The sequence below is a fragment of the Pedococcus sp. NPDC057267 genome, assembly GCF_042668795.1.
In the GTDB taxonomy this organism is placed as follows: Bacteria; Actinomycetota; Actinomycetes; order Actinomycetales; family Dermatophilaceae; genus Pedococcus.
The window spans coordinates 1-12,416 of record NZ_JBHUYG010000038.1; the positions used below are offsets into that span (position 1 = coordinate 1).

Genomic DNA, 12,416 nt, shown 5'->3' on the forward strand with positions numbered 1-12,416 from the left:
GGTTCTGGCCGCTGCGATCGCTCAAGGACCCGGGGTCGCCGACCACCGCGGCCCCAGGACGGGTCGCTCAGCCGCCCGAGACCGACAGCTCGGCCTCCGCCACCGCCCGGCGGTGGTCGGCGCTCAGCTCGCGGCTCGACAGCCAGCCGTCGGGAAGGGCGACCACGCGTGGCGACCCGGCCCGGCCGCGCTGCCCCTCGGCGGGCTCCCCCGGCCACGGGGCCGAGGCGTCCATGCTTGCCAGCAGCTCGTCCAGCGACTCGAGCGAGTCGACGAGGGCGAGGGAGTTGCGGACGGTGGACCCGGCCGGGAAACCCTTGAGGTACCAGGCGATGTGCTTGCGGATGTCACGGCAGGCCTTGAGCTCGTCACCGTAGAAGTCGACGAGGTAGACCGCGTGCCGACGCAGCGTCGCGGTGACCTCGCCGAGCGTCGGCTGCACCCGCACCGGGCTGCCGGCGAAGGCCGCGGCCAGGTCGGTGAACAGCCACGGCCGCCCGAGGCAGCCGCGCCCCACCACGACGCCGTCGCACCCGGTCTCCTCGGCCATGCGCACGGCGTCCTCGGCCGACCAGATGTCGCCGTTGCCGAGGACCGGGATCGACCGCACGGTCTCCTTGAGGCGGGCGATCGCCGTCCAGTCAGCCTCGCCGGAGTAGGCCTGGGAGGCCGTGCGCCCGTGCAGGGCCACGGCAGCGACCCCGGCCCGCTCGGCCGTGAGACCCGCCTCGAGGTAGGTCAGGTGGTCGTCGTCGATGCCCTTGCGCATCTTGACGGTGACCGGCACGGCATACGGCTCGGCCTCGCGGACCGCAGCGGTGACGATGCCCTCGAACAGGTCGCGCTTCCACGGCAGGGCGGCGCCGCCGCCCTTGCGGGTGACCTTGGGGACGGGGCAGCCGAAGTTGAGGTCGATGTGGTCGGCGCGGTCCTCGGTGACGAGCAGGCGCACGGCGGCCGCGACGGTTGCCGGGTCGACGCCGTAGAGCTGGATCGAGCGCGGGTGCTCCTCCGGGTCGTGCTCGATGAGCCGCATCGTCTCCGGGGTGCGCTCGACGAGGGCGCGGGAGGTGATCATCTCGCTGACGTACAGCGACGTGGCGCCGCTCGCTCCCCCGCGGCTCAGCCCGTCCTCGCCGTACTCGCGGCACAGCTTGCGGAAGGCGCGGTTCGTGATGCCCGCCATGGGTGCGAGCACGACCGGGGACTCGATGGTGTGCCGCCCGATCTCGAGGGGCGGCAGGACGGCGTTCGGTGCGGTGGTGACGGTCATGGCCGCACCAGTGTCCCACCTGCTGGTTGGATGGCCGAATGCGCGCACTCGTGTCCGCCGAGGCCCTCCTCGAGGAAGGGCTGGAGGGGTTGGTCCTCGTCGACGTCCAGTGGAGCCTGTCCGGGTCCGGTGGTCCGCCCGGGCGCGACCTCTACGAGGCGGCCCACCTGCCGGGCGCGCACCACGTCGACCTCGACGCCGAGCTCGCCGGACCGCCCGGTCCCGGCGGCCGGCACCCGATGCCCACGGGCCACGCGGTGCAGGAGGCGCTGCGCCGGTGTGGTGCCGACAACGCCTCCTGCGTCGTGGTCTACGACCAGGGCCCCTCGTATGCCGCGGCGCGGGCGTGGTGGGTGATGCGCCACTTCGGCGCGCAGGACGTGCGCGTCCTCGACGGCGGCATCGCCGCCTGGCAGCGGGCGGGTGGCCGCGTCACCACGGAGGTCCCCGAGCCCGGTGCCGGGACGTTCGAGGCGGGGCTGGACGGTGAGCTGTCGGTGCTCGACGCCGACGGAGCCGCGCGGGTGGCCCGCGACGGCCTGCTGCTCGACGCGCGCGCAGCCGAGCGGTTCCGCGGCGAGACCGAGCCGATCGACCCCGTGGCCGGTCACGTGCCGGGTGCGGTGAACCTGCCCACGACGACCACGGCCCAGCCGGACGGTCGCTTCCTTCCGCCTCCGGAGCTGCGGAAGCTGTTCTCCGACAACGGAGTCCGTGACGGCGTCGAGGTCGGCGTGTACTGCGGGTCGGGAGTCACGGCCGCCCACGAGGTGCTGGCCCTGCACGAGGCGGGGATCGAGGCCGCGCTCTACGTCGGGTCCTGGAGCGCCTGGATCACCGACCCGACCCGCCCCGTGGCGACCGGCGACTGACCGCGGGCCCGCTCACCCGACGAGGACGCGGTTCCGCTCGGACCACTGGGGCTGCCACCGGCGGCGGTAGGCCCAGCGCAAGGGAGGCGGGAGGACGCCGAGCACCTTCTCGGTGCGGATGTCGTCCTGCCCCTGGAGGAGCCACGGAAAGAACTCGGCGGCGCCCCTGAGCCCGAGGCTTCGCGCCTGCTTGGCGCCGAAGGCGTCCCAGTCCCGCGGGCTGACTGCCGCGACGATCAGCGGCATGGCCTCCGCCTCCTCGTGGGCGAGGTGGTCGCGGACGACGGTGTGCAGCCGGTCGAGGGCGTCGGCGGGCGACTGCTCGGACCGGACGGCCTCGCCGACGGCTGCCAGCGCCGGGTCGACGAGCTCGTGCTCGTCCTCCATGGCGTCGAGGACGTCGAGGGCGTCCGGTGAGCGGCGCCAGCTGCGGCGGACCAGCGGCCAGAGCTGCTCGTCCTCCACCGTGTGGTGGTGGTGCAGCTGGTCGGCCAGCACGTGCCAGCCCAGCCGCACCCGCTCGAGGGCGTCCGGGTCGCTGCCGAGCGCGGCTGCCGCACGGGTCAGGGTGTCGAGGTCGCGGCGGAAGGCGTCGTGCAGAGCCTCCATGACGGTCAGGTCGACTCGGGTCGATCCCATGGTGTCCTCCGGTGTCGCAGGTGCCGGGCACGGTGCCCGCGCAGGAGAACCGTGGAGGACGCGTCGGCCGATGCTGAAACACCGGTCGCTGGTCGCACCTACAATCCGACGTTGTGGACGTGGAGCTGCGGCACCTGCGGGCGTTCGAGGTGCTGGCCCAGGAGCTGAACTTCACGCGCGCCGCGGCCCGCCTGCACCTCACGCAGCAGGCGCTCAGCGCGCAGGTCCGCGACCTCGAGAAGCGGGTCGGCGTGCCACTCTTCGAGCGCACCACCCGGAACGTGGCGCTCACCGACGCCGGGCGGACCCTGCTGCGGCACACGCCCGGCATCCTGCTGTCGGTCGGCCAGGCCCTCGCGGAGACGCGGGAGGCGGCCACCGGAGGGCGGGCCTCGCTCGTGGTGGGCCTGCGCGGGGTGTCCGGCGTCGAGCTCGTGACCGCCGTCGTGCGGGCCTTCCGGGCGGAACACGCGGAGGTCGACGTGGCCCTGCGGAACGTCGACTTCAAGGACGCGAGCGCGGGCCTGGCCGCCGGGGAGACCGACGTCGCCCTCGCCTGGCTGCCCGTTCCCGAGGGCCTCGAGGTCGTGCCCCTGCTCGAGGACCGGCGGCTCGCCGTCCTCCCGGCGGACCATCCGCTGGCGGCCGAGGCGGAGGTGGGCGCCGCGGACCTCGCGGACGAGCCGTTCGTGTGGATCGACGAGATGGACGCCAGGGTCCGGGACTACTGGACGTTGGCCGACTACCGCGTGGGCCGGCCGGCGAGGGTCGGGGCGCGCATCAGCGGCTTCGAGGACGCGTGGGAGGCGGTGCGGGCCGGGCTGGCGGTGGCGGCGTCCCCCGCCATGATGCTGACCCGGCTACCAGGCCCGGACCTGGTGACGCGCCCGGTCCGTGGACTGCCGCCGGCGGTGCTCGGCGTGTGCCGCCGCGCGCACGACGACCGCCCGCTCGTCACCGCCTTCATCGACGCCGCGCGGGCCGCAGCCGCGCGGTAGCACGCGGCGCAGCCGGGGTGACTCGCTTGCCTCGACGACCCGGCGTCGCCTGGGTGACGCCGTGACCGATCCCCACGGCCTGCCCCCCTTGGTGAGGGGCAACGGCTACGCCGCCGAGGCCGTGGCCGTCCTCGGCGACGACTGAGCGTCACCACAGGGCGCTGCGCCCACAGTCGTGGACGACCCGCCTCAGAGCCAGCCGTACTCGTCGGCGATCCGCACGGCGTCGGCCCTGTTGCGGGCCATCGTCTTGCCGATCGCCGAGGACAGGTGGTTGCGCACCGTGCCCTCCGAGAGCATCACCTGGCGGGCGATGTCGGCCACGGAGCCGCCGCCGCGGGCCGCGATGAGCACCTCGGTCTCCCGTGCAGTGAGGGGCGACTCGCCCCCCGCGAGGGAGTCGGCCGCCAGCGAGGGGTCGACGACCCGCAGCCCGGAGTGCACGCGGCGCACGGCCTCGGCGAGCTGGCGGGCCGGGGTGTCCTTGACGACGAACCCGCTCGCGCCGGCCTGAAGGGCCCGGCGCAGGAAGCCGGGCCGGCCGAAGGTCGTCACGATGAGCACGCGCACCGCCGGCATGGCGTCGTGCAGCGCCGCGGTGGCCGCGATGCCGTCGAGCCCGGGCATCTCCACGTCGACGAGCGCGACGTCCGGGTTGCTCGTGAGGGCAGCGGGCACGACCTCGTCGCCCGTGCCCACCTCGGCGACCACCTCCATGTCGGGCTCCAGCCCGAGCAGGGAGGCCAGGGCGCCACGCACGAGCGCCTGGTCGTCCGCGAGCAGCAGTCGGATCGTCATGCATCCACCTTGTCCGGTCGGGGTGTACGGGTCTGGTCGAGCCCGTCGGCGGCGAGCACCGAGAGCTCGAAGCCCTGGGGCGAGAGGCGACGGGTGCGCAGGGAGGCGCCGACGGCGGTCGCGCGCTCGGTGAGGCCGATGAGCCCGGTGCCGGGCTGGCCCGTTCCCGTGCCTGCGCCGTCGTCGGCGACGGTGATGCCGCGCTCGGTGAGGGTCACCGTGCAGGTCGTGGCGCCGCTGTGCCGGATGACGTTGGTGACGCCCTCGCGCAGGGCCCAGGCGCACAGCTCGCGCAGCCGGGTCGGCACGGCCTCCGTCGAGTTGGGCAGCTCGGCCTCGATGCCGGCCGCGGCGAGCGAGGACCGGGCGCGGGCGAGCTCGGCCGGCAGCGACATGTCGCGGAAGCCCGCCACCGCCTGGCGGACGTCGGCGAGCGCGTCGCGCGCGAGCCGCTCGAGATCCTCCACCTCGGCCTGCGCCCGTTCGGGGCTCACCTCGAGCAGCCGGGCGGCGAGCTCGGCCTTGACGGTGATGACGGTGAGGCTGTGGCCGAGGATGTCGTGCACGTCGCGCGCCATCCGGTTGCGCTCCTCCTGGATGGCGAGGCGGGCGTTCTCCTCGCGCGCCTCGGCGAGCGCCCGCTGCCGCTGCGACGCGAGCATCCCGCCGGTGACGGCGAGCATCGCCAGGACGATCGACATGCTGATGCCGGGGTTGTGGCTCCACCCGTGCAGGTGGAAGGTCAGGAACTCGTAGACCGCCACCAGCACCAGGCCGATGCACAACCCCACCCGGATCCGGAAGGTCCACAGCCCCGAGACGGCGAGGAAGACCCAGGTCGAGGCACCCTCCTGCCCGATCGTCACCGTGGCGAGCGCGGCCATCACGGCGAGCCCGGTCCAGTAGACGAGGGCGAGACGGCTGACGTACCACCGGGTTGCCGGCGCGACGAACCGCGTCCCCCACACGGCCGACCGCAGGTGGCTGAAGCTGAGCAGGTAGAGCACGACGAACGCGGTCAGGATGATGAGGCCGCCGTCGGCGCGGGGCTCGTCCCGCTTGGCCCAGGCCTGCGTGTAGGCGTCGGACAGGAAGACCAGCCAGACCCCGCCGAGCAGCAGGGCGCCGAGCCGGGCGCGCCAGCCCGCAGTCTCGTCCCCGGCGAGGAACCGGGGACGCGGCTCCGCGAAGTCCGGAGCACCAGTGCGTTCGCTCACGACCCCCAGCCTCTCAGAGTCGGGGGCCGTGAGCGTACGCAGCGCGTCCGAGATCAGACCCGCGCCGTGTCGCGCCGGAACCGCCACGCCGCGCCTCCCGCGAACACCACGAGCCACACCACCACGTTGACCGCGGCGGCAGCGCCCGGGCTGTCGCCGGTCAGCGGGGAGTGCACGAGCTGGCTGAGGCCGTACATCGGGGTGAACTTGGCGATGGTCGCGAAGGTGTGGCCCATCTGGTCCAGCGGCACGAAGAGGCCGCCGAGGAAGGCGAACAGCGCGAGCCCGGGCCCGATGATCTGCATGACGTTCTCGCTCGGCAGCAGGTAGCCCATGAAGACGCCGAACGCCGCGAAGACGAGCGACCCGAGCCACGCGATGACACCGGTCTCCAGCCAGAGGTGCGAGTCCATGTGCGCGCCGCTGAAGGCACCCGCGGCATACGTCACGACGATGGAGGTGGCCCCCAGGAGCATCGCGACGAGCACCTTGACGGCGATGTATGCCGTGGACGTCAGCGGCGTGAGCCGTAGCTGGCGGCTCCAGCCCTGGCTGCGCTCGACGGCCACCATCCGCCCCCGGTGGTCGACAGCATGGCGCCGTAGAGCGCCATCGACAGCATGACGAACGCCGCGACGTTGCCGTGACCGGCGTTCTGGTTGGAGTAGGACTTGCCGGTCCCGAAGATCAGGAAGAAGAGCACCGGCATGACGACCGAGAAGACGACCGTCCGGCGGTTGCGCAGCATGCGGCGGACCTCCAGCCGCAGGAGCGTGGCGTTGAACCCGCCCAGTGGGGGCACGGTGCGGTGCGGGACGGCGCCGGGCGTCGACGTGGTGGTGCTGGGGGTCGAGGCGGTGGCGCTCATCGGCGCGCTCCTTCGGTGGTCGTGGCGCCCGCGTCCGCGGCCTCGGCAGCCGGGTCGGCGGTCAGGGAGATGAAGGCGTCCTCGAGCCCGCGGGAGGTGATCTCGAGGTCGCGGGCCGCGGTCCGGGTGAGCAGGTGCCGTGCGACCGCGTCGCTGTCGGTGGACGCCACCAGGACCGAGTCACCCCGGACCTCGACGGTCTCGACGCCCGGGATCGCCTGCAGCACAGCGACATCGGCGTCCGGCAGCGTCGCGCGCACCGTCCGGCCCGAGACGAGGGACTTCACCTCGGCCGCCGTCCCGTCGGCCACGACCTGGCCCTGGCTGACCAGGACGATGCGGTCGGCGTAGGCGTCGGCCTCCTCGAGGTAGTGCGTCGCGAAGATGACGGTGCGCCCCTGCTCGGCGTCCTCGCGAATGGCCGCCCAGAAGTCGCGGCGCCCCGTCACGTCCATGCCCGTCGTCGGTTCGTCGAGGACGAGGAGCTCGGGGTCCGGCAGCAGGGCCATGGCGAAGCGCAGGCGCTGCTGCTGGCCGCCGGAGCACTTGACCACGCGCCGGTCGGCGATCTCGGCGATGCCCGCCCGGGCCAGCACCTCCCCGACCGGCCGCGTGTCGCTGAACAGGCTGGCGGTCAGCCGGAGGGTCTCGGCGACGGTCAGGTCCTTGAGCAGCCCACCGGTCTGCATGACGGCCGAGACGAGGCCGTGGCGCACCGCGGCCTGCGGGTCCATGCCGTAGACCTCGGCGGTCCCGCTGTCCGGGCGGGACAGCCCGAGCATCATGTCGATGGTGGTGGTCTTGCCTGCGCCGTTGGGGCCGAGGAAGGCGACGATCTCGCCCGGCCGCACGGTGAGGTCGATCCCCCGTACGGCACGGACGCTCCCGAAGCTCTTCGCCAGGCCGGCGAGCCGGACCGCCGGCACCCCGGTGGTCGGCGCGGCCGCGCGTGTCTGCGTCTGTGTCATGGTCGGAAGCCTGCCGGGAGCGGGCGCCGAGCCCGCCACACACGCGTCACGAGCTCCCCGTGACCTTTGTCAGCCGGCTCCCAGCCGTCTGACAGGCCCTGCCGGCGGGGCACAATGCCTCGCATGCGCGCACTCGTCCTGGCCGGCGGCGGAGCGGCCGGCAACGCCTGGGAGCTCGGCCTGCTCGCCGGCCTCGCCGACGCAGGTCTCGACGTGACCGACGCCGACGTCGTCATCGGCACGTCGGCCGGGTCCACCGTGGCCGCCCAGGTGACGAGCGGCTCCCCGCTCGCCGAGCTGTATGCCGCCGTCCTCGCCGAGTCGGCGCCGTCCCGGCCTGCAGGTCGGGAAGGGCAGGCAGGCCCGGCTCGGGGGTCCGGCCCCGCCCGGGGCGTCACGGGAGGCGCCTACCTGGACTGGTCGAACGACGTCATCGCCGCGGCATCGGACCCGGCCGACATGAGGCGCCGGATGGGCGCGGCGGCCCTCGAGCGCATGGGTTCCGACGACTCGGGCACGTCCCGGTGGCGCGACGTCGTCGCCTCCCGGCTGCCCGGCAGCCGGTGGCCCGACCGGTGGGTGCTCATCGCGGCCGTCGACGCCCGCACCGGTGAGCCGGTCGTCTTCGACCGTGACAGCGGCGTCGACCTGGTCGACGCGGTCGCTGCCAGCACCTCGGCGATGACGCCCTACCGCATCGGCGAGCGCTGGTACCTCAACGGCGGCTACCGGCGCAGCGAGAACGCCGACCTCGCCGCCGGGTGCGAGCGCGTGCTCGTGCTGTCGCCGTTCGGCGGCAGGTCGCGGATGCCTGCTGCCTGGGGCATGGACCTCGCGACCCAGGTGCGCCAGCTGCGCGAGGCGGGCAGCCGGGTCGAGACGGTCTTCCCCGACGCCGGGGCAGGGGCCGTCTTCGACGCGAACGCCCTCGACCCGTCCAACCGACCGCAGGCGGCGCGCGGCGGGTTCGAGCAGGGACGGTCACTGGCCGCGACGCTCGCCGTGCTCTGGCGTTGAGGCCCGGCTTCGCGCCGCGGCCTCGCGCCCGGCCTGCAGGCTACGAGCGCGACCCGACCGCAAGGGCGATCCGTGGGACCTCCTGCGTGGCGGGGTTGGCCGCGATGCGGGTGACCCGCATGACGCGTCCGCTCTCGACGTCCCACGCGAGGACCCACGACCCGTGCGCGCCCACGGTCTGCAGCAAGGCGGTGTGCGCGTCCGCCCAGCCCAGCACCGAGCAGCACCGGGTCACTCGTCCCACCTGGCCGTCGGGGTTCTCGGGTGCAGCCAGGACGGCCGCCGACCCGTTGCCGGGCCGGACGGCGACGATCCCCTGGTAGATGGGGCCGTTGCCGCGCCGGATGAGCGGGTGGGTGACGTCCTGGTCGAGGAACGCCCCGGTGGCGACCCACCGCCCCGACCCGACGACCGGTCCCCACAGCTCGGTGACCGGCGCTGTCACGAAGCGCTCGCCGACCGGGGCCTTCGAGCTCGCGTCGAAGCGGGAGACCCGCAGCGACGGCGCGCCCGGCGCCACCTCGAGCGCGGTCGCACCGTCGGGCACCGAGGCGTCGGCCGGCACCGCGGGGGCGCCCGGCGACGAGGTGTCGAGCGTCCACGCCTGCGCCCCCGCGCGCACGAGGACCTTGCCGGCGGCCGCATCCCACGCCGCCGAGTCGACGTACGGCGAGGGCACGGCATACGAGGTGACCGAGCCGTCCCGCACGTCGAGCCGCACCACCTTCCCCGGCTGCGGGAACACGACCCAGCGCCCGGCGCCGAACGCCCGCGGCCCCAGCGGCGCACCGGTGACGCCGGCCCGGTCACGCGTCGGCGCCAGCAGCAGGCGGTCCACGACGACCTGGTCCCCCTCGGCCGTCACGAGAACCGGTCGGTAGCCGCCCCCGTCGCGGCGCAGGACCACGGCGACCACGTCGCGAGGGGGCGTGGAGAGGGTCGACAGACGGGTGCTGGGCCCGTAGGCGTCGACGACCTGGGGCAGCCCCGCCTCGTACAGCGGCAGCCCGCCCTCGACCCCCTCGAGCGGGAGCACCGCGTAGGGAGTGCGGTCGCCGAGGGTGCCGGTGGTCGGGGGTGTCGTCACCGAGTAGCTCGGCACCGGGTGGGGGTTCCCACCACCGGTGACCTGCAGGGCCGCCACTGCGAGCGCCGCCACGGCGACCGCACCGACGCCACCGGTCACCGCGCGGCGCCGGCGCGCGCGTTCCTGCAGGGCACCACCCCACGCGTCGTCGACGAGGTCCACCTCGACGAGGTCGGCGGAGGCGCGCTGGAGCAGGGCACCGAGGTCGCGTTCGGTCACGGCAGCGCCTCGCCCGCCAGGCCGGCCTCGAGGTCCGGCACGCGGGTACGCAGCCGGGCGAGGGCGGCGCGGGCCAGACCCTCCACGGCGGCGGCCGAGGTCCCCAGCACCTCCGCGCTGTCGTCCACGCTGCGCTCCTCGAGGTACCGCAGCACCACCACGGCCCGCTGCTTCGGCGTCAGCGCGGCCAGCGCCTCGTGGACGTCGACCCGGTCGGTCCGCGCCGGACCGTCGTCGTCCAGCTGCAACAGCGCCCCGGCGATGGACTCCCTGCGGGCACGGCGCAGGGCCGACAGGGCGTCGCGGTACAGCACCCGGCGGACGTGGGCGTCGGGGTCGCCGGCGCGCACGCGGTCCCAGCGCAGGGCCAGCGAGGTGAAGGCGCGGCGGCACACCTCCTCGGCGACCCCTGCATCACCGCACAGCAGGTATGCCGCGCGCAGGAAGGAGTGCTGCCGCGCCCGCACGTAGCGGGCGAAGTCCTCGTCGACCTCGTGCTGCACCCGAAACCCCTCTCCAGCGCGATTCTCCCCCTCCTCGCGCGGGACGGCACAGCAGCAGGGCGCAGGGCCCGGCGGCTCCGCAGGCTGCTCGGACGCCTGCGCCCCCTGCCCACGACGGGTCGCGGAGAGGGGGCGCAGGCGGTGCGCGGGACGTCAGCAGCCGAGCAGGCGGCTGCCGAGGTACTCCTCGACCTCGTCGAGCGAGACGCGCTCCTGGGCCATCGTGTCGCGCTCGCGCACCGTGACGGCCTGGTCCTCGAGGGTGTCGAAGTCCACCGTGACGCAGAACGGGGTGCCGATCTCGTCCTGGCGGCGGTAGCGGCGGCCGATGGCGCCGGCGTCGTCGAAGTCGATGTTCCAGTTCCGGCGCAGGCGGGCCGCGAGGTCGCGGGCCTTGGGCGACAGGTCCGCGTTGCGCGACAGCGGCAGCACGGCGGCCTTGACCGGCGCGAGCCGGCGGTCGAGCTTGAGCACGACGCGCTTGTCGACACCGCCCTTGGTGTTGGGCGCCTCGTCCTCGGTGTAGGCGTCGACGAGGAAGGTCATGAGGCTGCGGGACAGGCCGGCTGCGGGCTCGATGACGTAGGGGGTGTAGCGCTCACCGCTGGCCTGGTCGAAGTAGACGAGGTCGGTGCCCGAGTGCTTGCTGTGCGTCGTGAGGTCGAAGTCGGTGCGGTTGGCGATGCCCTCGAGCTCACCCCACTCCGAGCCGGTGAAGTTGAAGCGGTACTCGATGTCGACCGTGCGCTTGGAGTAGTGCGACAGCTTGTCGGCCGGGTGCTCGTAGTGCCGCAGGTTGTCCGGGTTGATGCCGAGGTCGGTGTACCAGCGCGTGCGCTCGTCGATCCAGTACTGGTGCCACTCCTCGTCCTCACCGGGCTTGACGAAGAACTCCATCTCCATCTGCTCGAACTCGCGGGTGCGGAAGATGAAGTTGCCGGGGGTGATCTCGTTGCGGAAGCTCTTGCCGGTCTGGCCGATGCCGAACGGCGGCTTCCTGCGCGAGGCGTTCATGACGTTGAGGAAGTTCACGAAGATGCCCTGAGCCGTCTCGGGCCGCAGGTAGTGCAGGCCGGACTCGTCCTCGATGACGCCGAGGTAGGTCTTGAGCATCATGTTGAACTCGCGCGGCTCGGTCCACGCGCCGCGGGTGCCGCAGTTCGGGCAGGCGATCTCGGCCAGCGGGATCGAGTCGGGGTCGACCTCGGCCTCGCCCGCACCCTTCTTGGCGTTCTTCTTCTCGGCGATGGCCTCCTGCATGTGGTCCACGCGGAAGCGCTTGTGGCAGGACTGGCACTCGGTGAGCGGGTCGGTGAACTCGCCGACGTGGCCGCTGGCGACCCAGGTCTGGCGCGGCAGGATGATCGAGGAGTCGAGGCCGACGACGTCGTCGCGACCGGTGACCATGGACTTCCACCACTGGCGCTTGATGTTCTCCTTGAGCTCCACGCCGAGCGGGCCGTAGTCCCAGGCAGACCTCGTACCGCCGTAGATCTCGCCGCTGGGGAAGACGAAGCCCCGGCGCTTGCAGAGGGAGACGACGGTGTCGATGGTGGAGGGCGCTGCCATGCGGGCAAGGCTACTGTGCGGCTGTCGCGGCCTCGACGGGGTGTCCCGGGGGCTGCGCGGCCCGTCGTAGGGTTTCGCCCGTGGCCACGACGACACGCCAGCGGATCGAGTCCGCCAGCCTGCCCCTGCTCCAACGACTCAACCGGCTGCCGCGCGCCGTGCCGTTCCTCGTGGTCCTGGCCCTCATGGTGGGCGGGATCGCGCTCCCCGGCCTCGGCTGGCTGCTGCTCGTGCCGGTCGTCCTCTTCCTCGTGTGGACGCTCTACCTGGGCTGGCCTGCGCTGGACGGCGGCGCCCGCGCGGGTCGCGCCACGGTCGTCATCATGGCCCTCGCCATCACGATCATCCAGGCGGTGCCGCGCGCCTGACGGGCCCGCGACGCGCCCCT

14 protein-coding genes are annotated in these 12,416 nt (G+C 73.7%); 4 read left to right on the forward strand and 10 right to left on the reverse strand.

All coding sequences use genetic code 11. From position 1 onward, the window contains the following. Positions 1-67: 67 nt before the first annotated feature. The gene (gene dusB / locus ACFUC1_RS10080) at positions 68-1,273 is read right to left on the reverse strand and encodes a tRNA dihydrouridine synthase DusB (RefSeq protein WP_379119230.1); all 1,206 of its coding nucleotides are present in this window, start codon (positions 1,271-1,273) and stop codon (positions 68-70) included. Between the two features lie 38 nt (positions 1,274-1,311). Between dusB and ACFUC1_RS10085 the strand changes: the two genes are divergently transcribed. Continuing rightward, entirely contained in the window at positions 1,312-2,145 is an 834-nt protein-coding gene (locus ACFUC1_RS10085) for a sulfurtransferase (RefSeq protein WP_379119232.1), read from the forward strand. Positions 2,146-2,157: 12 nt separating this feature from the next. On the opposite strand, the gene ACFUC1_RS10090 is transcribed toward ACFUC1_RS10085, so the two are convergent. Then, the gene (locus ACFUC1_RS10090; RefSeq protein WP_379119233.1) at positions 2,158-2,784 is read right to left on the reverse strand and encodes a hemerythrin domain-containing protein; all 627 of its coding nucleotides are present in this window, start codon (positions 2,782-2,784) and stop codon (positions 2,158-2,160) included. Between the two features lie 113 nt (positions 2,785-2,897). Between ACFUC1_RS10090 and ACFUC1_RS10095 the strand changes: the two genes are divergently transcribed. Then, positions 2,898-3,782, forward strand: a complete 885-nt coding sequence (locus tag ACFUC1_RS10095) for a LysR family transcriptional regulator (protein ID WP_379119234.1) — start codon at positions 2,898-2,900, stop codon at positions 3,780-3,782. 189 nt (positions 3,783-3,971) lie between these two features. On the opposite strand, the gene ACFUC1_RS10100 is transcribed toward ACFUC1_RS10095, so the two are convergent. The 5 genes from ACFUC1_RS10100 to ACFUC1_RS10120 are packed head-to-tail and all read right to left on the reverse strand — an operon-like array spanning position 3,972 to position 7,633. Further along, positions 3,972-4,580, reverse strand: coding sequence for a response regulator (locus ACFUC1_RS10100; RefSeq protein WP_379119236.1), 609 nt, complete (start codon positions 4,578-4,580; stop codon positions 3,972-3,974). Continuing rightward, on the reverse strand, positions 4,577-5,797 hold the full coding sequence (locus tag ACFUC1_RS10105; protein WP_379119238.1) for a sensor histidine kinase: 1,221 nt from the start codon (positions 5,795-5,797) through the stop codon (positions 4,577-4,579). Before ACFUC1_RS10105 ends, ACFUC1_RS10100 begins: the two co-directional genes overlap by 4 nt. A gap of 53 nt (positions 5,798-5,850) precedes the next feature. After that, on the reverse strand, positions 5,851-6,369 hold the full coding sequence (locus ACFUC1_RS10110; RefSeq protein ID WP_379119240.1) for an ABC transporter permease: 519 nt from the start codon (positions 6,367-6,369) through the stop codon (positions 5,851-5,853). After that, positions 6,312-6,665 carry a hypothetical protein gene (locus ACFUC1_RS10115; RefSeq protein ID WP_379119242.1) on the reverse strand — a complete coding sequence of 118 codons (354 nt, stop codon included), beginning with the start codon at positions 6,663-6,665 and terminating at the stop codon, positions 6,312-6,314. Before ACFUC1_RS10115 ends, ACFUC1_RS10110 begins: the two co-directional genes overlap by 58 nt. Next, positions 6,662-7,633, reverse strand: coding sequence for an ABC transporter ATP-binding protein (locus ACFUC1_RS10120; RefSeq protein WP_379119244.1), 972 nt, complete (start codon positions 7,631-7,633; stop codon positions 6,662-6,664). Before ACFUC1_RS10120 ends, ACFUC1_RS10115 begins: the two co-directional genes overlap by 4 nt. Before the next feature lie 114 nt (positions 7,634-7,747). Here ACFUC1_RS10120 and ACFUC1_RS10125 point away from each other — a divergent pair, with 114 nt between their 5' ends. Next, positions 7,748-8,650 carry a patatin-like phospholipase family protein gene (locus ACFUC1_RS10125; protein ID WP_379119246.1) on the forward strand — a complete coding sequence of 301 codons (903 nt, stop codon included), beginning with the start codon at positions 7,748-7,750 and terminating at the stop codon, positions 8,648-8,650. Positions 8,651-8,690: 40 nt separating this feature from the next. On the opposite strand, the gene ACFUC1_RS10130 is transcribed toward ACFUC1_RS10125, so the two are convergent. The 3 genes from ACFUC1_RS10130 to ACFUC1_RS10140 all read right to left on the reverse strand — a co-directional run bounded on the left by ACFUC1_RS10130 (position 8,691) and on the right by ACFUC1_RS10140 (position 12,028). Beyond that, complete coding sequence (locus ACFUC1_RS10130; protein ID WP_379119248.1) at positions 8,691-9,956, reverse strand: hypothetical protein; 1,266 nt, start codon at positions 9,954-9,956, stop codon at positions 8,691-8,693. Beyond that, a complete protein-coding gene (locus ACFUC1_RS10135) occupies positions 9,953-10,459 on the reverse strand; it encodes a sigma-70 family RNA polymerase sigma factor (RefSeq protein WP_379119250.1) in 507 nt (168 codons plus the stop codon). The genes ACFUC1_RS10130 and ACFUC1_RS10135 overlap by 4 nt, the downstream gene beginning before the upstream one ends. Before the next feature lie 153 nt (positions 10,460-10,612). Beyond that, positions 10,613-12,028, reverse strand: a complete 1,416-nt coding sequence (locus ACFUC1_RS10140; RefSeq protein ID WP_379119251.1) for a glycine--tRNA ligase — start codon at positions 12,026-12,028, stop codon at positions 10,613-10,615. Positions 12,029-12,108: 80 nt separating this feature from the next. Here ACFUC1_RS10140 and ACFUC1_RS10145 point away from each other — a divergent pair, with 80 nt between their 5' ends. After that, positions 12,109-12,396 (forward strand): DUF6703 family protein, encoded by a 288-nt coding sequence (locus ACFUC1_RS10145; RefSeq protein WP_379119253.1) that lies wholly within the window; start codon positions 12,109-12,111, stop codon positions 12,394-12,396. The last annotated feature ends 20 nt before the right edge of the window (positions 12,397-12,416 follow it).